This window comes from Phenylobacterium sp. LjRoot97 (assembly GCF_964254345.1).
Classification (GTDB): Bacteria; Pseudomonadota; Alphaproteobacteria; order Caulobacterales; family Caulobacteraceae; genus Phenylobacterium.
The window spans coordinates 123,142-147,409 of sequence record NZ_CAXUTH020000002.1; the positions used below are offsets into that span (position 1 = coordinate 123,142).

Genomic DNA, 24,268 nt, shown 5'->3' on the forward strand with positions numbered 1-24,268 from the left:
ATAGGGCGCAAATATGAGGCAATTCTCGGATTCAGCCATTGTTGCTTTCCTCAACGACAGAATTTTCCGGGCGTATGGAGAATTTTCAAACCCAAAATGGAATAATATCGGCGCTATGGCCGAATATTTTATCGAAATCTCCAAAAGTGCTAAGGTAAACGTTCGTGAAAACTTCCTCGTTGATTTCGACGAAAACTATGACCGTTCAGTTTTCTTCACCTTTGCCGGCGATCAAAATCTATCGGTCGCGATACCGGTTGTAGGTGGAGCCTGGTGTATCGTTGATTCGGCGGGAACTGCGCTGGATAACTGCGAAGTGGATGATGATCTGCAATTCCAATTGATGAATTTGCTTTCATTGATGGGCGCGTCAGTCCGTGTTCCTGGCCATATACTGGGGATATCGTCTCCCTTTAGGACGAGTAATTTATACAAATACTATGACCTATTGATTAGGGAGAGCGTGTAGCTGATCATATGCGGTCGGAGTTCCACAGACTCGCCGGAGGCGTTGCGCCTGCGGCTTGAGTTCCACGCGTAATTCCACTGAGGCCCCGCTCGAAGCAGTAGAGGGCCCCCCGGAAGCGGACAGCCGAATGTCCGCTTCCGGGCCAGAGGCCAATGACCGCTACTGGCGCTGGGCCGAAATGCCTTAGACCGAACGGGACCGCTGACGGCGAGTTGAGAAGGAAGCGGCGGGCTGACTAATCGGGCCGTACGCTTTCTGCTGGAACAGCGACGGTTTCGGGGGGCGCGACAGAGACGTAGGCTACGCTGTCCTGCTGAGTCTCTCGGGTAAAATGCGCCCTTCGCTGACATCCGAACACGAGCGCCTTTGGACGAGCAGCCGTGCTGGCGCGCGTGCTGGACGGGGCTTTCGCTATCAGGATGCTGTTACGGCCTGGCTATCCGTCTTGGCGTGGTCGGGAGAGGTCCCTTGGGAGGTCGTGATCCCGGAGGGCCTCGACGATATCAGCCTGCACGCTCGCTCCTTCGAACTCCGAGCCCAGGTGAAATCCCGCCACGACCCCCAGGCGGTATTCCGTATTGATGAGCTCGCGGAACATCTCGCCAAGATCGCCGACGGCCTGCCGGACGACGGGGAAGACGTGAGGCTCGCGTTGGTGCTTGAGCGACCTGTCCACGGACTTGTCGCGTCTGGCTGGTCGGCCCCGCTGGCCGCGAGCGCCCAGGATCTCACAGTCTTGGCGGCGCGCCTCCAGACGCGCTTGTCGCGAGGATCGGCCGAGGCCTTGCTCGCGCGGATCTTCCTTGTCGTGGAGGAAGAACCGATCGATCGGCTCGTGGCGTGTCTGGCGACAAGCTCAAACCTTGCGCTTTCGGCGGCCCGAACGGTCGCCCATCGCCTTCGGCATGCGGCGGGAGAGGGGGCCGACCAAAACTACGCCGCCGCGGCGAAGGACGCCTTCGGTCTGGATCGGTCCGCCGTTCAAGCCCACATCGATGCGGTGTTGGCCTTGGTTGATGCGGCCGGCTACGCCGAGCTAACGGGCGGCCTCTGCGATCTTGCCGACTTCGACGCCCCGCTGCCGACGGAAGGCTTCTATAGCGGTGTCGATGTGCAGCCCGGGCACGTCGGGAGGGGCCTAGTGTTTGACCGCCCGGAAGCAACGGGCGCGGTCCTAGACGCTCTTGCGGAGCGCGGCGCGGCATTGGTCGCGGGTCCCTCGGGCGCCGGGAAATCGGCAATCGCCTGGATGAGCGCGTTCGCGACGCGGCACATCGTGCGCTGGTACCGTGTACGGCACCTGTCGCCAGGCGATGTGGCAAAGCTCGCGCAACTCGCGCGCTATCTCGAGGCGACGCCGGAGCGCCCGGTAGGGTTCGTCGTCGATGACGTGGGACGCGATGCGACGGCAGGCTGGGATGAGCTCTTCCGGGAGGTGAAGGCGGCACCGGGGCTATTGGCGCTGGGGACGGTACGCGAAGAAGACGTCCTCACGCTGGAGACGGGCGGTCAGACGCGGACCATCCGTCCGAATCTGGACGAAGCGCTCGCCGAGCGGATCTTCCACGCACTTGCGGCCGAAGGCGAGACCGCCTTCCAGCATTGGAAGGAGCCTTTCGCGCTCAGCAAAGGGCTCCTCTTGGAATACACGCACCTGCTGACGGCGGGGCGGCGCATGGAAGAGACGCTTGCGGAGCAGGTGCGGAGGCGTCTGGCCGAGGGCCGTGGCGAGGAGCTCCTGATCCTCGAGGTCGTCACCGTGCTCTCAGCGCATGGTGCCGCAGCGGAGCCGCAGGCGCTTCGCCGCGTACTTGAGATCGACGAGGTCAGCTTCGCCCGCGCCTTGTCGCGTCTCGTGGACGAGCACGCTCTTCGAATTCAGGTCGACGGCAGCCTGCAGGGCCTGCATGAAATTCGCTCGCGCCACCTTGACGCGGCCCTGCGAGAACGTCTTGCGCGTCCGATCGGCGAGCTCTGCGCGCGCGCCCTCGCCGTGGCGCGGCCGTCGGATTTTCCGACGCTGTTACCACGCTTGTTGCGCAGCTGGCCGGCGGCGGAAGACCCCATCCTCGACACGCTGGCCGAGAGAGCGTCGGGCGCCGATGTGGCAACGGTCGTCGCGGTATTTCGCGGCCTTGGGCTTGCGACGGTCGAGCGGATCGGCAGCCGCTGGGTCGAGTGCACCCGTGCGGCAGGGATCGACGACCGCCTCAGTGCGATTTTGTTCTCGTTCGAACTGGCCGAGTCCGATCTCAATCTGCCGATCTTCGAGAAGCTGAAGCTTGTGGTGGAGCGCTTTCGGGAACGCGCTTTCTCCGACCTGCGCACCGCGCTCGAAGCGCGTTCGGGTAGGGCCCTCCGACCTGACGTCCTGAACTTGAGTGACGCCCACAAGCTGCTCGCCGCAACGCTCCCGTTCCGGGCCTGCCTCGAACATCCTTCCAGTGACTACCTTCCGGACGAGGCACTTGCGGAGGCGCCGCTAGAGCCGCTGCTGGCCTATCTCACCTCAGCCCACGAGGCGGGTGACATTGGTCGGCGCGCCGTGGCCGCGGCCGGCGGCGTGAACCACCTACTGGAGCGCATCTGGCGCGAGACGGCCTGGGTGACGCGACCGACGCTCACGAGCTATGAGGACCAGCCTGCAGTGCGGTCCGACATCAGGCTGGTCGACGAGTTCGTACAGACCGACCTGAACGGCGAGGTCGTCGCGCATTGTACACGCCTTGCCGCCGCGGCCCCAGACGCCGAGCGCCTGCTCTGCAGCATCGTCACCGCCGACGAACAGGTCGCCGGCTTCGGCGGCTTCGATGCCGCCAGCAAGGCGATGCTGCGCGAATACGTGCTCGACCCGGAGCGCATTGCGTGGAACCGCGCCCACGGCCAGGCGGTGGAGCGCCTCGTCGCCGCCGATACCGAGACGGACCGCGAGACCGCCTGCGCAGCGGCCATCAATGAGCTGGAGGCTAAGCTGCGGGAGGCGGGGGACCTCTACTGCCGAATGGAGCCAGCATCTCCAAAGTGGCGGCTGTTCATGCATGTGCGCGTGCTCCTGAGCAGCTTCGTGAAGCCGCCCTCGGTGCAGGACGCCGCGCTGGATGGGGCCCAGGGCGGATCTAGGGGAGACCCCCTGTATGATCTGGTTTCCGGCATCCAGACGCTCGCCATGACGATTGTCGATGACGTCGACAAGCCGCTTATCGTGGCTGGCCAAGCCGCTGACCTCCACGACGTGGCTGGCCGGTTAGCAAGCCCGAGCGCCTGGCGCTGGACGGCGGAGCCGCCGCTCGACGCCCTGCGGAAGATCCACCAGCACCTTTCCGACCTGGTTTCGGTGCTCGAGGACGCCCACGCCGACGCCGGGCGTCGCCGTTCGGCAGCCCTGCAACTTCAGAAATCGACCCGCAAATACTCCGTCCTGCACCGCGCGGCAGACGAGGCGCGACTGCGCGCGGCGCGGGATCACGCGCGGATGAAGCGAAGCGTCGTCGAAGCATGCGTGGCAAAGGGATGGGATGCGCTGGTTGTCGCGCGGCCCTCCACCGACACCAAACATCGTTGGCCCGACGTGGAGTTTGGGGTTTTTGTGGCTGTCGCTTCCGCAGCCGACTGGTTCGAATTGCTGCCTCACATGCCGGCGATCGCCGAAGCGCCCGGCACGTATGTATGGATGAGTTTCATTCCGGTGCGCGACGGTTATGCACTCCCCTTTGGCAGCGACTGGCGAGGCCAGCTGTTTCCGGCGACCGACCCCGTCAGGGCGTGGCGCGCTGACAGTCCCGTCGATTTTCTTCAGGACGACGCGCTCGACCATTTCACCACGGTGCTGGAGTGGCTGGTGCGTCTCTCGGCCATGTCGGCAGGGCGCGATCGCGACCTCAACGCCGCTGAGGAATTGGCCTTTGAGGCGGGGGCGCAAGCGCTGAGCGCAGCGTTTGAGCCCTTCCGCGCCGCGCTAGAGGAAAGCGACGATGATGAGCTCATCGTTTGCTTCGAGGTGATCCGGCAGATGGTCTACCGGCTCGATGCGGAGAGCAAGGCGCGTCCGGACGGGTTGAGCTTGGCCGCGGAGCTCCAAGCCATCAGTCGAAGCGAGTTCAGCGAACTCGTCTTCCAAGTTCTCGACTGCAGGTTTGGGCTGATGGAGAGAGCCTTGCGCCGCACCACGGCGTGCCGGCCAACGCCGGCGAACCTGCTGCTGTCGTGAGACGACCGGCGGCTGCGATCCTTTTGAGCACAATGCTCGACCGGCAGGTCGGTAGACTCCGCCATGAAGTCTGCTTCCCAGCAGCGCATCTGGATTAGCATGCCCTAGCGTTGTTCCGAGGGATCTGCGGCAGCCTTGTCGACGCCTCAAGGTCCGCTTTCCGGAGGGATGCCAATCGGCGCTTCCCGAGAGCGGAAGAGCCGACTCGCCGGCTGCCGCTTCAGGGCCAGATAGCGGCGCCGGGTGTCCAACTGACTACTCCAACGGGTGGTAGAAGTATTTAGTTGGCCGCCACTCAAGGTAATGTGCGGCCTTTATCCGGGGGGATTTGAAGATGGCGCCGCGCCGAGGCCCGCTGAAGCGGGAAAACGACAGAACGTTTCGCGAGCCGGAACAGGAAGGCGGCAAGCCCGGACTGGCGTATCACCTCTATTCCAAGCGCATCACCTTCACGCTCGCCGAGTTCCGGCAGATCGCTCAGAACCTCTCCACGAGGCAGTTCCATCGCGACAACTACGAGAGGGAGCGACCCGACGACTACGTGCCCACGGAGGCCGAGCGGCGCCTGTATGGGATGAACGGCAACCTCCACATTGAGAAGAACCGAGTGATCGGCTTCATCAGCGAGGAGGGCATCGAGATTGACCGCAATCAGCCCTTCTATCTCAGCATGCACACTCGGGGCGCCGACGCAGAGAACGGCTCGATCTGGTTCTTTGAAGAAGGCGAATACAACGACCGGGAGGGCATCTACGTCTCGGTCTACGTCTCCGAAGAACGGATGCGATGGCTATGGGAGCAGATGCGCCTCCGGCCGACCGCCAAGGTGGCACTTACCCTTGAAGTAAAGCTTTGGCAGCACGCGGTCGACAACATGGCCGCCGAGCATCACCACTTCCAAGAGTTCTTCATCGAGAAGTCGGCGGAAAGATCGTCGTCAGAAGTCCTTGGCTGCACCTTCTTCCTCGCCGACGAGGAGACACCTCCATGGAAAGATCCATACGAGGTCGAAGACGATTGGGAAGATGAAGGTGCCGTTCCGGCCCCACAGGCGAAGGGGAAGGTCGCCAAGCGAGACGTTCCCGAGGTCGAGAAGCTCTTGCGGCGCCTGATCCGTGGCGTTGGCTGGGTAATCGGGCTGCTAAGCGTGATCCTCTTCCTCATCCTTGCGACTAGCGGAAGCTGAGGGGGCGACCTTAACTCGACCCTTTATTTGCTTCCGCTCACGGTCCAGCTACCGTCAGGCGCAGGCAGGGGGGAGCCAATGAGACAACTGCTCGTAGCCTTCACGGTGCTCGCCTGTGCTTCTTGTTCGGCGCCAGAGACGACCGATCCCGCGACAGCCCGAAACGAACTCGTCGCCGAGCGAGTGGCGATGTTAGAAAGGGCGAAGTCCACCGGCTTCGATGTCCCCAAGCTGGATTGCCCGGCCCGCAAGGTCAGCGACGAGACGGCCGAAGCCATGCTGATGCTGTGGGTCAACAAGCGAACCGACTTGGTGGACGACACCAAGCTTCGCACCTTCAGTGACGACATGATCACAGCGTTCGAAGCGTGCGGCGCCGACATGGATAGCGTCATCAACGAGATGAGAACGTCCGACGATCTGCTGATGAAGGGCCTCAGCATTGCCATTCTGAAGGCCGGTCGCGGTCTGTCGTAGAGGTCGCGTCACAACGCGAGAGGGTCCTCCAACCTATCCTTCCGCCGCCGTTCTTCCTCCTTGACCCGTCGCGCGACGTATTCGTCGCGCTTCTCGGTGAGGTAGCCCTCGGTGGTGAACTCGCCGAAATCGTCAAGCGGAAGCAGGTTGTGCTTGGCGCGAAGCGTTGACGCCATACCAAGGGCGGTCAGGCCGTGTTGAGCCGCCTTCTCGCGCACCTCGGGAACGATGTCATCTTCGTCTAGGTGTTCCCACAGGCCGGTGAACATCGACCGATCCGAGTCGATCTTGGTTCTGAAGGCCATGGCCTTCTCAGAGTCTTTGATCCCAAACGCCTTCCACTCTACGTCGGGATATTCCGGCATATCGACGATGTTTCCGTGCGGCTTTCCGGCGTTCTGGTCGGACCTGTCGTAGGTCTCAGACTCGCTCACTAGCGTCGCGCAGGTTCGCGCGTAGGCTTCGAGGGCAGTGGCGATGTAGAGGGCCGCGAACTTCCCATCCCTGCGCTCACGCCAAAAGTCGCGCAGCCAGCCAAGCCCCTGCGTGAAGATCGCGGCCAGCATGCCAGACAGCAGGGCGGTTAGTAGGTTGGGTGTGTTCATTGCGGGCCGAAGTCGTGATGGCGTGACGTGTGGCTAAGCTTAGGTGGCCTTCTGGTTGTTGTCCCGCCACCGTTGCTGGCGAACCTTGGCCTGCTCCCCCGTCTTCGCGAGCTTCTCTTCGGCATTCAGCCCATCGTCCAACTTCGGTCGGCCAACCAGCCTGCGCTCGAACTCCAAGCCGGGCGCCGCGACGGGGCTGCGGGCCCTGGAGACAGACGCGTCGCCCTTCGCTATTGGAGAGCGCCGCGAAGGTCCAGGAAGTAGACCTTTGAGTAAGTCCGCTCCGCTCTGACACTCGGCCGTCGACGGCCAGAAGGTCCGCTTCTAGGCCAACAGCGTTGGTCCGCATTTGATGCCGTGGACGGCTCCCCACCGTGGTCGCAGCATTGCTGCGGCCGAAATGGAGGAGCGCCATGGAAGAGGTGGTCACAGTGGGATTGGACATCGCCAAGTCGGTGTTTCAGGTCCACGGAGTCGATGCTGAGGGCCAGGTTGTCGTCCAGCGGAAGCTGACCCGAGCCAAACTGATCCCATTCTTTGAGAAGCTGCCGCCTTGTCGGGTCGGGATCGAGGCCTGCGCCACGGCGCATCACTGGGGCCGGAAGCTGGGCGAGCTGGGCCACGAGGTGAAGCTGATGCCGCCTTCGTACGTGAAGCCCTATCTGAAGCGGCAGAAGAATGACGCGGCCGATGCCGAGGCGATCTGCGAAGCCGTGACCCGCCCCAGCATGCGCTTCGTCGAGGTGAAGTCGCCGGAGCAGCAGAGCGTGCTGGTGATCCATCGGACTCGGATGACCCTGATGCGTCATCGGATCGAACTGTCCAACACCATCCGGGCGCACATGGCGGAGTTTGGCTTGGCGGCGCCGATCGGCCGGCTGGGGCTTCAGAGTCTAGTCGAGATCATCCGGGACGGTGCCGACGAACGCGTGCCGGCGCACGCCAGGATCTGCCTGAAGCTATTGGCCGATCAGCTCGACCTGGTGAACCGCCAGGCGCTCGAGACCGACCGCATGATCTTGGCCAGCGCACGGGCGACAGAGGTCGGCCGCCGGCTGATGGCTGTGCCTGGCGTCGGCCCGGTGCTGGCGAGCGCGATGGTCGCCAGTGTGCCCGATCCTCATGCCTTCAAGTCTGGCCGCAACCTCTCCGCCTGGATCGGCCTGGTGCCGAAACAGAACTCAAGCGGCGGTAAAGAACGGCTTGGCGGGATAACAAAGCAGGGCAATCGATACTTGCGCCAGCTCCTGGTGATCGGAGCCTTGGCCGTGATCCGATACGCCGAGCGACACGGATCCAGGCGACCGTGGCTGGTGCAGCTGATGGCCAGGCGAAGCACCAAGATCGCGGCGGTGGCGCTGGCCAACAAGAACGCCCGGATGATCTGGGCGATCATGACCAGCGGCGAGGCCTATCGGGAGCCGCAGCTGCAAGCCGCGTAAAACTCAGGCGCCACTGCGCCGGACAAGTTTGGAAAGGGCGACGAAGGAGTGATGTGAACCGGTCGACCCGGGAAGCGGGAGAACCCAATGCGCCATCGGGCCTTGAGCCCGTGCTTTTGGTCGGGACCCAGCTTCGCGGAGGGCATCATGGCCAGCGGTCCATGCACCGCACCAACAGGTCGAAGACATGGCCGCACCGACCAGCGCTCACAGAACTCTCAGATCAACCTTGCCAACGGGGAGCCGTCCAGACATGGCGCCAGGCGGACCTACGGCTCAACACAAAATCAGTGCGAGCCTAGTGCGCCTTCCCAATCGCGTCCGCCGTAGAAAATCCGAAGGATCGTGACCTGCTCGCGGACGAGGAACGCGACAGTCAGGCGCCGTTCAAAGCCGACTGTTCGGAGCCCCGGGCGGATGTCGTCCCGCCGCGTGCCTCGTTCAGGTCCCAGCTCGAGCTTTGCAATGAACTGCTCGATCCGCCCCAAGTAGGCCATTGCTGTGTCGGGCGAGGCAGCGTTCGCGACTCAATCGTACAGTTCTAGGAGGTCGGCTCGAGCCTCAGGGCTAAAGACGATCGCGTGGCGGATCACTCTGGATCCTTCTGCCGTTGCGCATGCCGCGCGCGAACGTCGGAAAACACGGACGCCGACGATATCGCTCTGGCCGGATCGGCGCTCATCGAGTCGTATGTCGGTGCGACCTCTTCTCGGAGCCAGCGTTCGATCGCCTCGTCGCGTTCCTTCAAGGCTCGGAGACCTGCACGGACGACCTCGCTGACTGAGGCGTAATCGCCCGAGCTAACCTTTGCGTCGATGAACGCCGCTTGGTCGCTCGGTAGGCTGACTGTTCTCTTCTCGATCATGGTGGCACCTCTCGCACGAGCCTACCACCAGGTATGACTAATTCATACTGAGCGATTTTGCCGGCGTCTGCTATCCGGAGCGAAGGCAAGTTCATCGATTGGTGCCAAGCGGTTTCCGGCCGGACCCAACGAGCGGACTCCATGAGCGTCTGCGAGGGGTGGAAAGCGGACGTTTCTACAGCGCCGCAACCAGCCTCTCACAGCTCTCGCGCACGATAGGTTCGGCCCAAGCCTGGGCAGCGTCGTGCTTCCGATCTTCCGTAGCGCGCACGTCCGGGTGCCAAAGCTCCCATCTTCCGCCAAGCGGAATGTCATCAGTCTCGCTCTCCACTGCGACCATCGCCGTGAGACAGCTTTTGAGTTCGTAGGGGACCTCGTCCTCGAAAGCCGCGAGGGCCCAGGCTGCTTCCAGGGGCGGTAGCCGACCTTCAAGAAAGTCTGTCGCAATGCTCAGCAGTGCGGCTCGGCGCAACGAGTCCATGCGTCGATGATCTACCGAAAATCCTAATGTCCGCTAAGGGTGCGTAGCGACCCCGCGTACGCCGTTAGCGGAGCGCTCGGTGTGCTGTTTGAAGGCGTTTAGTAGCGTCCGTTTTGCAGCTGGCCATCGACTTCCGCTCTTTGACTGCGGCAGGCTAGCCACCTCGGAACCCAGGGCGCATCGGCCTTCACCTCGGTCGAAGGGCGGCCATTGAGGGCCGAGATGGCGCGCGGGGCTCGGCAAAACTGACCGGCACCACTTTGGCGCGCGCGCAACGTATTGATGTGTCGGGGTTTTTGTCTGGCCCGAAACCTGCTTGGCGTCACGCGCACGGGAGGGTTTCATGCACGTCAGCCCAGTTCGCGTTCCACAACTCCAGTTTGAGGCGACCGGCCGTGCCTTGCGCCCGGAGCCGTCTGGTCGCCTCGCGGAGTTCGCCGAGGTCGCCGCAAGCGTCCCCGGCCTGAGCGGAGGTGACGGAAAGGCGCTCTCGCGTGTCGTGGAGGAGGTCGGGGAGACCAGAGCGTCCATGTACGAGCGAGCGGTCAAGGCGGAGGAGGCGCGTTTGAGCGGCGCGAGCAAATCGGCGACCGTGCTTCAGCAGCTCCTGGACGAGGTGTCGTCGCGCAACGGGGGGGCGCTTTCGGAGCATGACAGGGACATCCTGCGCACTCTGACGGATACGATGGAGGGGCAGGCACGTCTGATGGAAGAAAGTCGTGAGCACCTCAGGGAGCTTCAGGAAGCTCTGGGCGCAATAAGGGCCGCGGGAGCCTAGGCGCCACAGCGCTGGAGATCGGTTGATCGAGCTGGAAGCGGCAGCCTACCGGACCCACAGCCCTCGCCTCTTAGGGTTGCGTTCCTCTCCAAGAAGCCTGGCGACCTCAAGGTGACGCCATTGGGAAAGGTCAGGTGAGGGTCAATTTTCGTCGCTCGACTTTGCGGCAAGTCGGGCGGATTCGGTCGGTGGCGACGTCCCGGTAAGTCGACCTATAATGAGACCGTTTCGCGGAGAGGGGAGCGTCACTTGAGGTACCTGCTCTTCATTGCCGTCTTACTAGCAGCCGGTCCGGCCCTCGCCGTACCGCCGGTTGGGCCGAGGAAGGCCGAAGCTGCAGTTGTCGAAGCGTACGCTGCCGCCCTCGAGCGGAATGATCTTCCAGCTTTTCGCAGCTTGATCGCAGAAGATGCGACGATCATCGATGGGGCGGGCAAGGTGATCGACAAGAACGATTGGCTTACGGCCGCTGGCGTCGATTTGCCTCGCACCCGACGGACGCGGGTTCTGAGCGCTTTCTCGGGCTACGTGCCAGTCGCTGGTCAGGTGACCAGGCGGTTCATGCTCGTGATCGAGTTCACCCGCTGCCATCCCAACGCCGTGGAGTGCTTCCCGCGCTGGCGCACGGAAACCATCACGATCGCCGCCGATAGGATCCTTGAACTGCAGACTTCCAGCGACTTCGATCTTCGCCGATCGGGAGCGGGAGTATGGACATTTTACGATTAGCGCTTCGCAGTGAGTAACGTCCGCTTCTCGGCAAGAAGCGTAAGCGGCTACTGGCGCCGCCCTCGAGCCTCAGACCTAGCGCAGGGAAGATGCGACGACGCCACCGAGGGATTCCACCGTCCGGTAGCTCAGCGTTTCGCCTCGTGAAGCGACATCAGAGACTCCATCAGTCCATCCTCGGCGCTGGAATTGACCGCCAGCACCAGGGCCTCGTCGCAGCCGTCCGCGGTCAGGTAGGCATGGCCCATATTGGAGTCGATATAGATCGACTCCCCCACGCTCAGGACGACGGGATCGTAGAACTCGGTGTGAACCTCGATCCGGCCTTCCACGACATAGATGAACTCCTCGCCGTCGTGCCGCACCAGGGCGCCGAAGTCTTCCAGCCGCCGGGTTCGGACATTGACCATCACCGGGATCATCCGCTTGCGGCGCAGCTCGGTGCAGAGGTAGCGGTACTCGTAGTTCGGCGTGCGCACCGTCAGGGCGCGGGAGAGGTCCCCAATGCTGCGCCGGGCGGTCACGGCGGGGTCAGGCGCTTCTCCGCCTTCCGCGAACAGCTCCGACATCCGGATGTTCAGGCGCTGGCTGAGCTGCAGCAGCTTGTCATAGGTCAGGGTCAGGCGGTCATGCTCGACCTTGGACAGGGTCGACACCGGGATGCCGGTATGATCGCTCATCTGCTTGAGCGTGTATCCGCGCGCGTCGCGCAGCCGCCGGAGCAGGACGCCGAGGGACGGATGGGCGCCCGCATCGGTGCGCGATCGCCGCCCCGTTTCATCCGTTGCGCTCACTCGGCCCCCTTTGCGCCTGTTGGTCGGTCCCCGGTGCCACCTTAGCCGATCCGGCTGTGGCGACTAGCCCGTCTCGGAGCACTGAGACGTAGTGTGGCTCGGTTTGTCCCAATAAGGTTGACAATTCTCTTACCAGGATTGACGCTCCCGTTCAGCAAGAATGGCGGGGCCCGCGGCTCCCGGCCGAGCGGGGATTGCGGCATGGGTGTTTTACGTCGGGCGTGCGCCGTCCTGGCCTGTCTGATTTCGACGTCCGCCGCCGTCGCTGCGCCGTCGTCGATCGCCCCGTCCACGCCAGCTGCGACAACGACCTCGGCGCCTGCGGCGATGACACGTCCGGACCTGGAGGCCTTCCTCGACGGCGTGGTCCCCTACGCGCTGGCGCGGGCCGACGTCGCCGGCGCGGTCGTGGCCGTGGTCAAGGACGGCCAGCCAGTGCTGGTGAAGGGCTACGGGCTCGCCGATGTCCGGGCGCGCCGGCCGATGACGGGCGAGACGGTGATCCGCCCCGGCTCGGTCACCAAGCTGTTCACCTGGACGGCGGTGATGCAGCTGGTCGAACAGGGCCGCATCGACCTCGACCGCGACGTCAACGCCTATCTGGACTTCAAGATTCCGCAGCGGCCGGACGGCCCGATCACCATGCGCCGGCTGATGACCCACACCTCCGGCTTTGAAGAGACGGTGCAGGGCCTGATGTTTTCCGATCCTCGCGATCTGGATCCGCTCGACGTCACGCTCAAGCGCTGGATTCCCGAGCGGGTCTTCGCCGCCGGTTCGACGCCGGCCTACTCCAACTATGGAGCGGCGCTGGCCGGCTACATCGTGCAGCGGGTCTCGGGCGAGCCTTACGAAACCTATGTCGAGCGTCACATCTTCACGCCGCTCGGCATGCGCCATTCGACGATGCTGCAACCGGCGCCGGCCGCTCTGCGGCCGATGATGTCGCTGAGTTATCAACTCGCCTCGCGGCCCGCCAAACCCTTTGAACTGATCAGCCAGCCGCCGGCCGGCGCGATGTCGAGCACCGCCGAGGACATGGCGAAGTTCATGATCGCCCATCTGGAGGATGAACGAGGCCGCGGCCGGCTGCTGCAGCCCCAGACCGCCCGCCTGATGCATAGTCCGGCCGGTCCGGCGCTCGGACCGCTCAATCGGATGACCCTGGGGTTCTTTCAGGGCGACCTCAACGGGCGGCGCATGATCGGCCATGGCGGCGACACCATGTGGCATCACAGCGAGCTGAGCCTGTTTCTCGATGACGGCGTCGGCATCTACTTCGGAATGAACAGCGCCGGAAAAGGCGACGCCGCGGTGCAGGTTCGCACCGCTTTGCTGCAGGCCTTCGCCGACCGCTACCTCCCCGGTCCGCAGCCGACCGGAACCGTTGATCCCGCCGCCGCCGCCAGCCACGCAATGGCCCTGTCAGGCGTCTACGAGAACAGCCGCGGCTCGCGCTCGAACTTCATGGCCGCCCTTGGCCTGGCGAGCCAGATGAAGGTGATCGCCCAGCCGGACGGTTCGATCATCGTTCCGGCGTTGCTGGGGCTGAACAGCGAACCACGGCGCTGGCGCGAAATCGCGCCGTACGTCTGGAAGGATGTCGACGGACCATGGCGCCTGGCGGCGGAGACCCGCGACGGCGTCGTCACCCGGTTCAGCATGGATCAGATTTCGCCGATCATGGTGCTGCAGCCGGTCCCCTGGCAGCGTTCCAGCGCCTGGCTCGCCCCGGCCCTGGCCGCCGCGCTCGCGGCGCTGGCGCTGACCGTGGCGCTCTGGCCGATCGCCGTCCTGGCGCGACGCGGCTATGCGGCGACCATCTACCGTGACCGCGCCGACCGCCGGGCCGCACGGCTCGCACGGCTGGCCGCGCTCGCCACCCTGGCGGTGGTCGGCGGCTGGGTGTTCGTCATCGGGACGGGGATCTCCAATCTCGAAGCCTTGGGCGGGCCGTTGCAGCCAGTGATCGGCATCCTGGGCCTGGCTGGACCCGTGGTCGTCCTCGTCGCGCTGGCGGCCATGACCTGGAACTTGCGGCGCGCCTGGCGACGGGTGGAAGGGCGCGGGCCTTGGGCGGCCCGCCTCTGGTCGATCGTCCTGCTGGCGGCCACGGCCGTGGTGGCCTGGACCCTCTGGGCCTTCCATCTGTTCGGCCTCAACGCTCACTTCTGAGTCTCGGAGTTCAGCGCGTGATCAGGAGCCGACGGCCATTGACCCTTGAGGTCGCCATCGAGCGCATTCCCCTGAAGGTCCCGTTCCGGATCTCGGGCCATGTGTTCGACGGCGTCGCCCTGGTGGTGGCGACCTTGCGCGACGGCGCCGCCGTCGGGCGCGGGGAGGCGGCTGGCGTCTATTACTTCCAGGAAGGCGCCGCCGAGATGGCGGCAGCGTTGGAGGCGGTGCGCGGCGAGATCGAAGTTGGGCTCGACCTCGAAGGCGCTGCAGGCCTGCTGCCGCCTGGCGGCGCCCGCAACGCCCTCGACTGCGCGCTCTGGGAACTGGAGGCGCAACGCAGCGGCTGGCCGGTCTGGGCCTTGGCGGGGGTCGGCAGACCGCGGCCGCTGGTCACCACCTTCACCTTAAGCGCCGAAGATCCCGACGTGACGGGCCGATCCGCAGCGGCCCTAGCGGGCGCCCGCGCGCTCAAACTGAAGCTGACCGGAGAAGATCCTGAGCTGGACGCGGCCCGGGTGCGCGCAGCGCGCGCGGCGCGGCCGGACGTCTGGCTCTCAGTGGACGGCAATCAGGGCTTCTCGCCCGAAAGGCTCGAGCGCCTGATGCCGGCGCTGGTGGATGCCGGCGTCGCCCTGGTCGAGCAGCCGTTTCCCAGGGGCCGGGACGCGTGGATGCGCGATCTGCAAAGTCCGATACCGACGGCGGCGGACGAGAGCGTGCAAAGCCTGGCCGAACTGGAGGCGCTCTCGGGCTTCGACGTCGTCAACATCAAGCTCGACAAGTGCGGCGGCCTTAGTGAAGGCCTGGCCATGGCGAGGCTCGCCCGGCGGCGCGGCCTCGGCGTCATGGTCGGAAACATGGCCGGCACCAGCTGGAGCATGGCCCCGGCCTTCGTGCTCGGCCAGCTGTGCGATGTGGTGGATCTCGACGGACCGGCCGTGCTGCGCGACGATCGCGCACGCCACGTGACCTATGAAGACGGCTTTCTGCTCTGTGGCGACGAGGTCTGGGGCGCCCCGGATGCTCAGCTGGCGCGCCGGCCGAACCCGCAGCTTGGCGCCGGGCCAATGTCCAAAGACCCACTGTTCCCGGAAAGCCCTGCGCCATGAGCCCGACGACCGCCAGCCCCCAAGCCGCGCGGCTGGAGCCGCCGCGCGATCGCAGCGAACTGCTCGGCCATCCGCGCGGGCTGGCTGTGCTGTTTCTCACCGAGACCTGGGCGCACTTCTCGTACTTCGGCATGCAGGCGATGCTGGTCTACTACATGACCAAGCAGCTGGATTTCAGCCAGCCCAAGGCCTCGGCGCTCTATGGGGGTTACGCCGCCTTCGCCTATCTGACTCCGCTTCTCGGCGGCCTTCTGGCCGATCGAAAGCTGGGGCAGGGGCGGTCGGTCGTCTTAGGCGGGCTGATCATGGCGATCGGCCACTTCGCCCTGGCCTTCGAGGGCGCGTTCTTCCTGGGCCTGTTCCTGGTCGGGCTGGGCAACGGCTTCTTCCTGCCCGCGACCACGACCCAGGTCGGCTATCTCTATGCCGCCGGCGACAGCCGCCGCGACCGCGCCTACAGCCTCTACTATATGGGCGTGAACATCGGCGGCTTCCTGGCCCCGTTGATCTGCGGAACCATCGGCGAACTCTACGGCTGGCACTACGGCTTCGCAGTCGCCGGGGTCGGCATGCTGATCGGCCTGGTCTTCTATCTCTGTAACCAGAGCGTCCTGCCGCGGGAGATCAGTCCGCCGCGCGCCGGCAGAGGCGCCCCGATCGCCCTGGACGCCAAGGGACGGCGAGCCGTGCTTGGCCTTCTCGGCGTCGCAGCCCTCGTGGTTCTGTTCCGCATCGCCTACGAGCAGAGCGGCAACACCATCGCGCTCTGGGCCGACGGCCGAACCGACCGCACCGTGCATTTCGGCGCAAGCGCGTGGGTCGTCCCGGCCACCTGGTTCCAGTCGATCAATCCGCTGCTGATCTTCTGCCTGACCCCGGTGCTCACGATCTGGTGGACCTTGCAGGCCCGCAGGGGCCGCGAACCGGCCCCGCTGCGCAAGATGATGATCGGCTCGGGTCTGGCAAGCCTGGCCTTTCTGCTGATGCTGGGCGCGGCCCGTCAGGCCGAGGTGGAGGGCCTTGCCAGCTGGGCCTGGCTGGTGGGCTTCTTCCTTCTGCTCACCCTGGGCGAACTGTTCGTGCTGCCGATCGGCCTCTCGCTCTTCAGCCAGATGGCCCCGCCTCAGATCGCCTCGCTGATGATCGGGGTCTGGTACATGGCCAAGTTCGCCGGCAGCCTGGCGGCCGGATGGCTTGGGACCCAGTGGCAGGTGCTGTCGCCCTCCGCCTTCTTCTCCATCGGCGCGGTCTTCGCCTTCGCCGCCGCGCTCGCCTTCGGGCTGGCCTCAACGCGCGGCGCGGCGGGCGCCCGGCCGATCGCGGATCCTCCCGCTTGAGCCGCACGACGGGCCTGCGCGTCGGATATGTGCGCGCCGGCCAGGATGAGCAGAACGCCCGGGCGCGCCTGATCCCACATTGCGAGGTGGTGCGAACAGACCCGCGCGCGGACCAGCCCGGCGGCGGCCTGCCGGCCGTGCTCGGCTTTCTGCGTTGCGGCGATGTCCTGATCGTGGAGCGACTGCAGGCATTGGGTAAGGCCGCCAATGCGTTGCGTGCGCTTGAGGCGCTGGCCGGCCGCGGCGCGGTGCTTCAGGTGCTCGACCCGCCGCTGACCGCCGAGGGCGAGGCCGGCAGGGCGCTGGCCGCCCGGCTCGCCCTCATGGCGGCGCAGGCCGCGACCAAGGCCGACGCGGTGCTGGCGCTGAACGCCGCCGGGGTCGGCCCAAGCGAGATCGCCCGGCGGCTCGGGGTCTCAAGGATGACGGTCTGGCGGCGGCTGCGCCGTCCGCCGCCGGCCTAGGCCTGCGCCTCAGCCCACCAGCGGCCGACGGGGCGATCGATGAGGGTAGCGCCCCCGCTGCGACCCGCCAGCCGCACGCGGCGATAGGGCATGGCCGCCAGATCGGTGCTCAGCGACCCGGGCGGGTCGCAATAGACGACGCCCCGCGCCAGGCGATCGAACCGCGCGCGGAAGTGCTGGCTGGACTTGAGCGCCACCAGCGCCTTGCCAGTCAGGTCGACGCCCAGGCCTGTGAAGCACTCGGGCGAGAAGACCTGCTGGCGGACGGAATTGACGACGAGGTCTATCCCCCCGACCCTAAGCGCCACGGCAAGCCCCAGCGGGCTGGCCGGGTCCTCGCCAAACAGGCGCTGGCTCAGGTCGTCACGCACGCAGGTGACTTCGGCGATGACGTCGACCGGATCGCCCGACAGCGGACCGACCTTGCCGCCCACCCGCAAGGGAATGCGACTGCCGACCCCGGCGTCCGCTGCAATGCTCGCCGCCTGCGGATCCCAGATCATGCCGACGGCCGCGTTCTGAACATCGCGGGCGATCATCGCTCGCAGCAGGTAGGTGCTGTCGCACGCCGCGCCGCCGCCTGGATTGTCGGCGCTGTCGGCGATCACCACCATGGCGCCTGGCCGCGCCGTCGCCATCGCCTCGTCGAGGGCCGCCTCGACCCCGAGCCGACTGGGGGGAGAGGCCTCGACAAGGCGTGTGAAGCGTTCGGCGACCTCATCGGCCATCGCCTCGACGTCGGCGCGCGGCAGACCTTCGCTGACCAGGATCACCGAGGCGCCGACGCCCTCCCAGTCCGCCCACGGAAAGCCATGCATCAAGCTCGCCGAGAGCACTCCGGCGCGCCTTTCAAGATCGTGCAGATGGGCGACGAGGGCGCGCATCGGCGCTTCGGTGGTGCCCTGCAGGCTGAGCTGGGGGATGGTCCTCAAGGCAGTCGACGGCCGCGAACGTCCCGACGCCATCGGTTCAAGGATCGCAAACAGCTCCTGGACACGTTCGCCATAATCGATGTGGGGGTATTCCTTCACCCCGACCAGGATCGCGCCGCTTTCGATCATCGCGGCCGAGACGTTGCCGTGCAGGTCGAGGATCGCGCCCACCGGCACGCTAGGTCCGACCGCCTCGCGGACCGCGCGCAGGACCACGGCCTCGCAGTCGTCGATCCCCTGGGCGACCATCGCACCGTGCAGATTGAGCACGACCATGTCGATGGGCCAGCTCCCGCGCAGGCCGGCCAGAATCTCGCCCAGCAGGGTCTCGAACAGCGCCGCGCTGACCGGCCCCGAGGGCTGCGTCCAGAAGCAGGGGCCCTCGATCAGATGATGGCCCCGCGCAAGGGCGGCGGCGGCGGCGTCGCCGTAGCCCGGAAACACCAAGGCCGCGGCGCGCGCCGTCTCGTCGCCGGCCCGATAGCAGAGATCGGCCTCGAAGCTGCGCAGGCTGGTGGGAAGCGGCGAGAAGCTGTTGGTCTCGTGCGCGAGGCCCGCCAGATAGACGCGGAGGGGAGGATTTGAATTGCTCGTCATCGGTCCTCCAGGAGAGCCCCTACGGGCTCCAGCGGCAAGGAGCGCGGCGGCTAGACCCTCCGCCGCGCTCCCGCCGACCGCCCCATGCTCCGTTTAGAACGGGGCCGTCAAACGCAGACCGAAGGTGCGCGGCTGGAGGAGGGTGACCTGGGCCGGGCCGCCGAACGACGAGAGCACCGTCTGTGCGCTGAGTTGCCCGGCCTCGTCGAACACGTTGTTCACGAACGCCTGGGCTTCGAAGCGCTCGAAGCGGAGGCCGGCGCGCAAGTCCAACGAGGTGTATTCGGGCAGATGGTACTGCGGCATGGCCGGGCTGGCGTCGAAGCTCGCCTTGCGGTCGTCGACATAGCGCAGGCTCGCGCCCACGCTCGGCTCGAGCGGCGCGTCGAGCCAGGTGTAGTCGGCGCTCAGCGTCGCGGTGTAGCGCGGAACGTTCGGCAGCCGCTCGCCCTTGACGGCCCCGAGCGCCGGCGCGTCGTCCGACAGCTTGCCGTCGTTGTAGGCGAAGGCTGCGCTGGCCGAGAGCCCCCGGACGGGACGGGCGGTGAAGGCCAACTCGGCGCCCTTGATCTCCGCCCCGCCGCCGTTGACATAGGTGGTGACCCCCGCGACGCCGGTCAGCAGCTGGATATCGCTCCAGTCGATGTAATAGACGGCGCCGTCGACGCCGAACCGGCGATCGGGGGTCTCGGCTTTGACCCCCAGCTCGTAGCTGTTCAGCGAGTCGGAATCGAAGGTCGCCGGCGCGCCGGGCAGGCCGGTCGCCGGGTCGAGCACCAGGTAGTTCGGGCCGCCGGGCCGATAGCCGGTAGCGAAGCGCGCATAGGCGGTGACGTCCTTGCTGTAGCGGTAACGCGCATTGGCGAGGTAGGTGACGACGTCTTCCTGCGACTTCGAGCCTGGAGCCTGCGACACCAGCAGGCCGCTCGTCTGCTGGGTGACCTTCTGCTCGTTGCGGGCCGCGCGGACGCCGCCGGTGACGTCGAACCTGTCGGTGATATGCCAGGTCAGATCGCCGAACAGAGCATACTCCTCGTAGGTGCTCGGGATGTGGGCCGTGACCGCGTTCACGGGCAGGCGCACCAGGCCCGCGCCGAAGACGTCGCCGACCTGGTTGAGCTGGCTTTCCTCGCGCGTGATGAAGGCCCCGAGGAGCCACTCCAGGGACTGGCCAGGCGTGGAGGCGAGCCGGACCTCCTGGGCGAACTTCTTGGTCTCCGAAACTTCGTTGACCGCCATCGCCGTCGCCGGGATGCCGAAGAACAGCTGCAGCAGCGGCGCATAGACGGCCGAGCCGTCGGTCGTCGCTTTGGTCTTGGTGGTCTGGTAGCTGGTCACCGAGGTGAGGACCGCGCCGCCGAAGTCGTAGTCGAGGGTCCCGCTCACCAGCCGGAAGTCGCTGCTGAACGGCTCGCTGAGCGGGTGGGCCTGGTCGAGATCGCCGGCCACGGGCTCGCCGGCCAGGGAATAGGTGGCGTAGCGGCCGCCGTCGCGGCGCACATTCTGGGCGAAGGCGGTGAGCCGCGCCGAGAAGGCGTCGGTCGGCCTGAACAGCAGTTCGGCCCGGCCGCCATAGACCTCGCCGCGGTCCACGTCGCTCTGGCCGGTGACGACATTGTCGCTGAAGCCGCCGTCGCGCGAATAGAAAGCGCTGGCCCGGACGGCCGACACCCCTTCGGTCAGCGGGGCGTTGACGACCAGTGAGCCGTCGTAGCTCACGCCCCCCTCGCTGCCGCCGGCGACGCCGGCTTTCGCCGAGCCTTCGAACACGTCGAGCACCGGCGCGTGCATGACGTACTTCAGCACGCCGCCCATAGCGCTCGCGCCGTAGAGCGTTCCTTGCGGCCCGCGGAGCACCTCGACCCGCTCGACGTCGAACAAGCCGACGTCCAACGCCCGGCGCGGGCCGTTGGTGAAGGCGGAGCTGGAGCCGTAGGGAACTTCGTCGACATAGACGCCGACGGTGGGGCCGACATCGGCCCCGCTGGTCACGCCGCGCAGGCTGAGCTGTGAGCTTCCCGGCCCCTGCGTCGTGAACTGCAGGCCGGGCACCGTCGCTGCGAAGTCGACGAACTCCTTGGCTCCGGTTCGCGCCAGATCGGCGGAGGACAGCGCCGTCACCGACTGCGGCGCCTCGATCAGCCGCTCGGCCCGCTTCTGGGCGGTGACGATCACCTCCTCGATGGTCGCCGGGTCGGCGCTTTGCGCATGGGCTCCGCTTGCGGCCGACAGCAGCGAGGCGCTGCTCGCCAGCATCAACGCGTGCTTAGAAGATCGTGTTCTCATGGACTGCCCCCTCTAGGAATTGGCCGATCGTATCGGCGTGCTTGTCGTGGATGGCGCGCGGCGCAGCCGGGCCGGATCGAGATCGGCGGGGCGCACGCCCTCGGCGATCAGGTCGGCGGGCGGCTGGCGCTCGCGCACCAGCGCGGCGGCCAGGCGCGAGAGCGCTGGCGAGGTCTGGATGCCGTAGCCTCCCTGGCCGGTCAGCCAGAAGAAGCCTTCCGCGGTAGGATCAAAGCCGACCACCGGGGTGCGATCGGGCGCAAAAGTCCGCAAGCCTGCCCAGCTGTGGACAATACGGCGGACGGGGATGTCGGCGACCTGCTGCACGCGGTCGACCGCCACGGCCAAGTCGAGGTCGTCCGGATAAGCGTCGCAGGGCAGGGACGGGGTTTCGTCGGCCGGGGACATCAGAATCCTACCGGCGTCGGGCTTGAAATAGAACTGCTCGTCGATGTCGATCACCGCCGGCCAGGACGCGGGATCGGCGTTCGGCGGCGCGTCGACGATCAGCGCGCTGCGCCGCATCGGCTGCAGCCCGATGGCGGCCACGCCGGCCAGTCCGGCCACTTGGTCGCCCCAGGCTCCGGCGGCGTTAATTATGGTCGGCGCGTGGAAGGTCTCGCCCCCCGCCGTCACCGCCCAGAGGCCGCCGGACCGCGTAATCGCGCTCACCGGCGCCGTGCAGCGCAGCAATCCTCCGTGGGCGCGGTGCCGGCGCAGGAAGTAGCCATGCAGGGCGTCGACATCGATGTCGTAGGCGTGGTTCTCCTCCAACGCCGCCACAGCCGCGTCGCGCAGCAGAGGGAGCTTTTCGCGCAACGCCGCGCCTTCGATCCGGCGTACGCCCGCGCCCACCCCCGGTTCGGCCGCCATGGTCTCCAGGCGGCCGAGCTGCGCGGACGTGGCGATGTGCAGGCAACCCCGCGGGCGCATGAAGCTGCGACCGCCCTTTTCCTTCAGCAGGAAACTCCGACCCGCCCGGGTCAGCGCGCGAATGCAGGCGTTGCCATAGATCTCAGAATGCAGGGCCGCCGATCGCCCGGTGGCGTGCATGCCAGGCTGCGCTTCCTGCTCCAGCAGTACGACCTTCAGGTCGCCGGAGAGTTCAGCCGCCACGCCAGCGCCTGCGATCCCGGCTCCGACAACAACGACATCGCACTGCGCCACCCAGTCCTCCTAGGTCTGTATGGCGCAGATATGACAGGCATTCGCCCTGACGCGAAATAAATTCTCTGATCAGGACAATAATAGCCATTGGGGCCGGTCGCTTGGTTTGGTTGGTCTTCGCGCTGCGCGCGAGGTGGTGTTGCGGAGGCTTGGATCTTGGTTGAGGCCGCGTCGTGGTTCCAAGCCCTGCAGGGCAGGATCGGCAGGTGTCGATCAGGACTTTCCCAAGGGCCGACGGACTGGGGGCATGATTACCGGTCCGGGCATCGGGACAGCACTTGGCGCGGAGCTGACGAGCACTCTTCGTCCGCGGCACGCGCTCCATGCCGACCAGCTGACCTGTTGATCGCCACGTCGGGGTGGGTTGGGGCGGTTCGCGAGATGCGCTGCCAAATCCGATTGGCCAGAGCATTCACGTAGGGCTGATCCGCCTCACTTCGATGAGAGTGCCGATCCCAAGCAAGCCGCTCGAACCGCGCCAATAAGGTGCCCGTCGTAGCGTCGTCGTTGCGCCCCGGCCCCCGGGGCGCATCAGCCTTACCTAGGCTTGAGGGCGGTCCTTGAGGGCCGGGATGGCGCGCGGAGCTAGGCAAAACTGACCGGCAACACTTTGATGCGCGCGCAACCTATTGATGTGTCTGCGTTTGTGCTTGGCCCGAAACCTGCTTGGCGTCCCGCGTAGGGGAGGGTTTCATGAACGTCAGCTCAGTTCGAATTCCACAACTCCAGTTTGAGGCGACCGGCCGTGCCTTGCGCCCGGAGGCGTCTCGTCCCCTGGCGGAGTTCGCCGAGGTCGCCGCGAGCGTCCCCGGCTTGAGCGGGGGTGACGGAAAGGCGCTCTCTCATGTCGTGGAGGAGATCGGGGAAACCAGGGCGTCCATGTACGAGCGGGCGATCAAGGCGGAGGAGGCGCGTTTGAGCGGCGCGAGCCAATCGGCGACCGTGCTTCAGCAGCTCCTGGACGAGGTATCGTCACGCAACGGCGGCGCGCTTTCGGAGCATGACAGGGACATCCTGCGCACTCTGACGGATACGATGGAGGGGCAGGCACGTCAGATGGAAGAAAGTCGCGAGCACCTCAGGACGCTTCAGGACGCTATGGGCGCCATAAGGGCCGCGGGAGCATAGGCGCGACAGCGCTGGAGATCGTTGATCGAGCTGGAAGCGACAGCCTACCGGATGCACAGTATTCGCTGCACGAGGGTGGCGTTGCTCTACAAGAAGACTGGCGACTCAGAGCCTGACGCCAGCGTCCGCCTTGCGGCCGAAGATTTGGTCTCCTGTAAGGCGGCTTCGCCGGGAGCGGTCGCTTCTCGTCCGCTTCTGCGCCTGGAGCGAATGCCCGGAAGTGGCGCGTTGTTTGCCCGTGTTTCGATGGTCTCAGCGGATGCCGCGTTGAAGAGGAGGGGAGCCGTATTCGCGGCGCCGAGTTCCGTCCTGATGGAAGTGCGACTGCTGGTGATGGGGGTAAGCGGGGCGGGCAAGACGACGCTCGCCGAGGCGCTGGCGCGGGCGCTTGGCCACGCCTTCATTGACGCGGACGATCTGCATCCGCCAGCCAACCGAGTGAAGATGGCCGCCGGCGAGGCCTTGGACGACGCCGACCGTGCGCCCTGGCGCCGTGGCGCAGGTGATCGCCCGATGGGCAGCCGTGGGTAAGGGCGGGGTGATCGCCTGTTCGGCGCTCAAGCGGGCCTATCGCGACCAACTGCGGGCGGCCGATCCGGGTCTGGTCACGGTATATCTTGATGTGGACGAGGCCGAGTTGCGGCGGCGGCTCGCGCGGCGTCGGGGGCACTTCTTCCCGGCGGAGCTCCTGGCGAGCCAGCTCGCTGTTCTGGAGCCGCCCACGCGCGAGGAGGGTGTGGTGTCCGTGTCGGGGGACCTCACCCTCGACGAGGCCGTCGAGGAGATCGTGCGCCGCCTATCGTCGTGGAAGTTGGATCACTGAGGATAAGGCGCAAAGGCGCCTAAACCTTGCAGGCGCCCCACTACATGGCCAGCCACACAAAGAGGAGGGCAGCGATCGCCAGGGTCGCGCTGATCCCCAGGACCCAGCGCATATGTCCGGTCTTCTGCCCAGCGCTGGCGTCCTGGGCACGGATGGTTTCGCCGTCGCCGGCGGGATTGGTCTCGGGATTGTTCGCCATGGAAGGGCTAATGCC

The 24,268-nt window shown here is 66.0% G+C and carries 21 protein-coding genes and 1 pseudogene; 14 read left to right on the plus strand and 8 right to left on the minus strand.

Annotated elements, in window-relative coordinates:
• Nucleotides 1-13: 13 nt before the first annotated feature.
• The 4 genes from ACSQ2H_RS22725 (at nt 14) to ACSQ2H_RS22740 (ending at nt 6,339) form a co-directional block, all read left to right on the plus strand.
• Complete coding sequence (locus tag ACSQ2H_RS22725) at nt 14-469, plus strand: hypothetical protein (protein WP_436063719.1); 456 nt, start codon at nt 14-16, stop codon at nt 467-469.
• A 478-nt stretch (nt 470-947) separates the two neighbouring features.
• Nucleotides 948-4,676, plus strand: a complete 3,729-nt coding sequence (locus tag ACSQ2H_RS22730; protein ID WP_436063720.1) for a hypothetical protein — start codon at nt 948-950, stop codon at nt 4,674-4,676.
• Nucleotides 4,677-5,010: 334 nt separating this feature from the next.
• A complete protein-coding gene (locus tag ACSQ2H_RS22735) occupies nt 5,011-5,862 on the plus strand; it encodes a hypothetical protein (protein ID WP_436063721.1) in 852 nt (283 codons plus the stop codon).
• 78 nt (nt 5,863-5,940) lie between these two features.
• On the plus strand, nt 5,941-6,339 hold the full coding sequence (locus tag ACSQ2H_RS22740) for a hypothetical protein (RefSeq protein WP_436063722.1): 399 nt from the start codon (nt 5,941-5,943) through the stop codon (nt 6,337-6,339).
• Nucleotides 6,340-6,347: 8 nt separating this feature from the next.
• Here ACSQ2H_RS22740 and ACSQ2H_RS22745 read toward each other — a convergent pair whose 3' ends face one another.
• Entirely contained in the window at nt 6,348-6,905 is a 558-nt protein-coding gene (locus ACSQ2H_RS22745; RefSeq protein WP_436063723.1) for a hypothetical protein, read from the minus strand.
• A gap of 452 nt (nt 6,906-7,357) precedes the next feature.
• Here ACSQ2H_RS22745 and ACSQ2H_RS22750 point away from each other — a divergent pair, with 452 nt between their 5' ends.
• A complete protein-coding gene (locus tag ACSQ2H_RS22750; protein ID WP_436062061.1) occupies nt 7,358-8,386 on the plus strand; it encodes an IS110 family transposase in 1,029 nt (342 codons plus the stop codon).
• Between the two features lie 287 nt (nt 8,387-8,673).
• Here the strand turns inward: ACSQ2H_RS22750 and ACSQ2H_RS22755 are convergent.
• A pseudogene (locus ACSQ2H_RS22755) lies at nt 8,674-8,892 on the minus strand (type II toxin-antitoxin system RelE/ParE family toxin); the annotation flags it as partial.
• 83 nt (nt 8,893-8,975) lie between these two features.
• Nucleotides 8,976-9,251 carry a type II toxin-antitoxin system ParD family antitoxin gene (locus tag ACSQ2H_RS22760; RefSeq protein ID WP_436063724.1) on the minus strand — a complete coding sequence of 92 codons (276 nt, stop codon included), beginning with the start codon at nt 9,249-9,251 and terminating at the stop codon, nt 8,976-8,978.
• An 824-nt stretch (nt 9,252-10,075) separates the two neighbouring features.
• On the opposite strand from ACSQ2H_RS22760, the gene ACSQ2H_RS22765 reads away from it, so the two are divergent.
• Together ACSQ2H_RS22765 and ACSQ2H_RS22770 are read left to right on the plus strand one after the other, a co-directional pair.
• Nucleotides 10,076-10,510, plus strand: coding sequence for a hypothetical protein (locus ACSQ2H_RS22765; RefSeq protein WP_436063725.1), 435 nt, complete (start codon nt 10,076-10,078; stop codon nt 10,508-10,510).
• A gap of 249 nt (nt 10,511-10,759) precedes the next feature.
• Entirely contained in the window at nt 10,760-11,239 is a 480-nt protein-coding gene (locus tag ACSQ2H_RS22770; RefSeq protein WP_436063726.1) for a DUF4440 domain-containing protein, read from the plus strand.
• Nucleotides 11,240-11,367: 128 nt separating this feature from the next.
• Here the strand turns inward: ACSQ2H_RS22770 and ACSQ2H_RS22775 are convergent, their stop codons facing one another.
• Complete coding sequence (locus ACSQ2H_RS22775) at nt 11,368-12,033, minus strand: helix-turn-helix domain-containing protein (protein WP_436063727.1); 666 nt, start codon at nt 12,031-12,033, stop codon at nt 11,368-11,370.
• A 327-nt stretch (nt 12,034-12,360) separates the two neighbouring features.
• On the opposite strand from ACSQ2H_RS22775, the gene ACSQ2H_RS22780 reads away from it, so the two are divergent.
• From ACSQ2H_RS22780 to ACSQ2H_RS22795, 4 genes are read left to right on the plus strand one after another with little or no spacing between them, the layout of a single operon-like run.
• Nucleotides 12,361-14,208: a serine hydrolase domain-containing protein gene (locus tag ACSQ2H_RS22780; protein WP_436063728.1), complete on the plus strand. Its 1,848-nt coding sequence runs from the start codon at nt 12,361-12,363 to the stop codon at nt 14,206-14,208.
• A gap of 38 nt (nt 14,209-14,246) precedes the next feature.
• Nucleotides 14,247-15,320 (plus strand): dipeptide epimerase, encoded by a 1,074-nt coding sequence (locus ACSQ2H_RS22785; RefSeq protein ID WP_436063729.1) that lies wholly within the window; start codon nt 14,247-14,249, stop codon nt 15,318-15,320.
• Nucleotides 15,317-16,657: a peptide MFS transporter gene (locus tag ACSQ2H_RS22790; RefSeq protein WP_436063730.1), complete on the plus strand. Its 1,341-nt coding sequence runs from the start codon at nt 15,317-15,319 to the stop codon at nt 16,655-16,657. Before ACSQ2H_RS22785 ends, ACSQ2H_RS22790 begins: the two co-directional genes overlap by 4 nt.
• On the plus strand, nt 16,654-17,121 hold the full coding sequence (locus ACSQ2H_RS22795) for a helix-turn-helix domain-containing protein (protein ID WP_436063731.1): 468 nt from the start codon (nt 16,654-16,656) through the stop codon (nt 17,119-17,121). The genes ACSQ2H_RS22790 and ACSQ2H_RS22795 overlap by 4 nt, the downstream gene beginning before the upstream one ends.
• Here the strand turns inward: ACSQ2H_RS22795 and ACSQ2H_RS22800 are convergent.
• From ACSQ2H_RS22800 to ACSQ2H_RS22810, 3 genes are all read right to left on the minus strand, one after another.
• A complete protein-coding gene (locus ACSQ2H_RS22800; RefSeq protein WP_436063732.1) occupies nt 17,118-18,650 on the minus strand; it encodes a M81 family metallopeptidase in 1,533 nt (510 codons plus the stop codon). The genes ACSQ2H_RS22795 and ACSQ2H_RS22800 overlap by 4 nt on opposite strands.
• A 93-nt stretch (nt 18,651-18,743) precedes the next feature.
• Nucleotides 18,744-20,936: a TonB-dependent receptor gene (locus tag ACSQ2H_RS22805; RefSeq protein ID WP_436063733.1), complete on the minus strand. Its 2,193-nt coding sequence runs from the start codon at nt 20,934-20,936 to the stop codon at nt 18,744-18,746.
• 12 nt (nt 20,937-20,948) lie between these two features.
• Nucleotides 20,949-22,103: an NAD(P)/FAD-dependent oxidoreductase gene (locus ACSQ2H_RS22810; protein ID WP_436063734.1), complete on the minus strand. Its 1,155-nt coding sequence runs from the start codon at nt 22,101-22,103 to the stop codon at nt 20,949-20,951.
• Between the two features lie 693 nt (nt 22,104-22,796).
• Between ACSQ2H_RS22810 and ACSQ2H_RS22815 the strand changes: the two genes are divergently transcribed.
• Genes ACSQ2H_RS22815 through ACSQ2H_RS22825 form a run of 3 tightly spaced genes read left to right on the plus strand, consistent with a single transcriptional unit; the run spans nt 22,797 to nt 24,054 of the window.
• Nucleotides 22,797-23,231, plus strand: a complete 435-nt coding sequence (locus tag ACSQ2H_RS22815) for a hypothetical protein (RefSeq protein ID WP_436063735.1) — start codon at nt 22,797-22,799, stop codon at nt 23,229-23,231.
• 21 nt (nt 23,232-23,252) lie between these two features.
• Nucleotides 23,253-23,762 carry a shikimate kinase gene (locus ACSQ2H_RS22820; protein ID WP_436063736.1) on the plus strand — a complete coding sequence of 170 codons (510 nt, stop codon included), beginning with the start codon at nt 23,253-23,255 and terminating at the stop codon, nt 23,760-23,762.
• Entirely contained in the window at nt 23,725-24,054 is a 330-nt protein-coding gene (locus tag ACSQ2H_RS22825) for a hypothetical protein (RefSeq protein WP_436063737.1), read from the plus strand. Before ACSQ2H_RS22820 ends, ACSQ2H_RS22825 begins: the two co-directional genes overlap by 38 nt.
• A 40-nt stretch (nt 24,055-24,094) precedes the next feature.
• On the opposite strand, the gene ACSQ2H_RS22830 is transcribed toward ACSQ2H_RS22825, so the two are convergent.
• Nucleotides 24,095-24,253 (minus strand): hypothetical protein, encoded by a 159-nt coding sequence (locus ACSQ2H_RS22830; protein WP_436063738.1) that lies wholly within the window; start codon nt 24,251-24,253, stop codon nt 24,095-24,097.
• Nucleotides 24,254-24,268: the final 15 nt, after the last annotated feature.

Excerpts from the sequence above, each read along its gene's own strand:
- ACSQ2H_RS22725 (WP_436063719.1), top strand. The coding sequence starts at position 14 with ATGAGGCAATTCTCGGATTCAGCCATTGTTGCTTTCCTCAACGACAGA.
- ACSQ2H_RS22735 (WP_436063721.1), top strand. The coding sequence starts at position 5,011 with ATGGCGCCGCGCCGAGGCCCGCTGAAGCGGGAAAACGACAGAACGTTT.
- ACSQ2H_RS22740 (WP_436063722.1), top strand. The coding sequence starts at position 5,941 with ATGAGACAACTGCTCGTAGCCTTCACGGTGCTCGCCTGTGCTTCTTGT.
- ACSQ2H_RS22745 (WP_436063723.1), bottom strand. The coding sequence starts at position 6,905 with ATGCTGGCCGCGATCTTCACGCAGGGGCTTGGCTGGCTGCGCGACTTT.
- ACSQ2H_RS22750 (WP_436062061.1), top strand. The coding sequence starts at position 7,358 with ATGGAAGAGGTGGTCACAGTGGGATTGGACATCGCCAAGTCGGTGTTT.
- ACSQ2H_RS22760 (WP_436063724.1), bottom strand. The coding sequence starts at position 9,251 with ATGATCGAGAAGAGAACAGTCAGCCTACCGAGCGACCAAGCGGCGTTC.
- ACSQ2H_RS22765 (WP_436063725.1), top strand. The coding sequence starts at position 10,076 with ATGCACGTCAGCCCAGTTCGCGTTCCACAACTCCAGTTTGAGGCGACC.
- ACSQ2H_RS22780 (WP_436063728.1), top strand. The coding sequence starts at position 12,361 with ATGACACGTCCGGACCTGGAGGCCTTCCTCGACGGCGTGGTCCCCTAC.
- ACSQ2H_RS22790 (WP_436063730.1), top strand. The coding sequence starts at position 15,317 with ATGAGCCCGACGACCGCCAGCCCCCAAGCCGCGCGGCTGGAGCCGCCG.
- ACSQ2H_RS22800 (WP_436063732.1), bottom strand. The coding sequence starts at position 18,650 with ATGACGAGCAATTCAAATCCTCCCCTCCGCGTCTATCTGGCGGGCCTC.
- ACSQ2H_RS22805 (WP_436063733.1), bottom strand. The coding sequence starts at position 20,936 with ATGAGAACACGATCTTCTAAGCACGCGTTGATGCTGGCGAGCAGCGCC.
- ACSQ2H_RS22815 (WP_436063735.1), top strand. The coding sequence starts at position 22,797 with ATGAACGTCAGCTCAGTTCGAATTCCACAACTCCAGTTTGAGGCGACC.
- ACSQ2H_RS22830 (WP_436063738.1), bottom strand. The coding sequence starts at position 24,253 with ATGGCGAACAATCCCGAGACCAATCCCGCCGGCGACGGCGAAACCATC.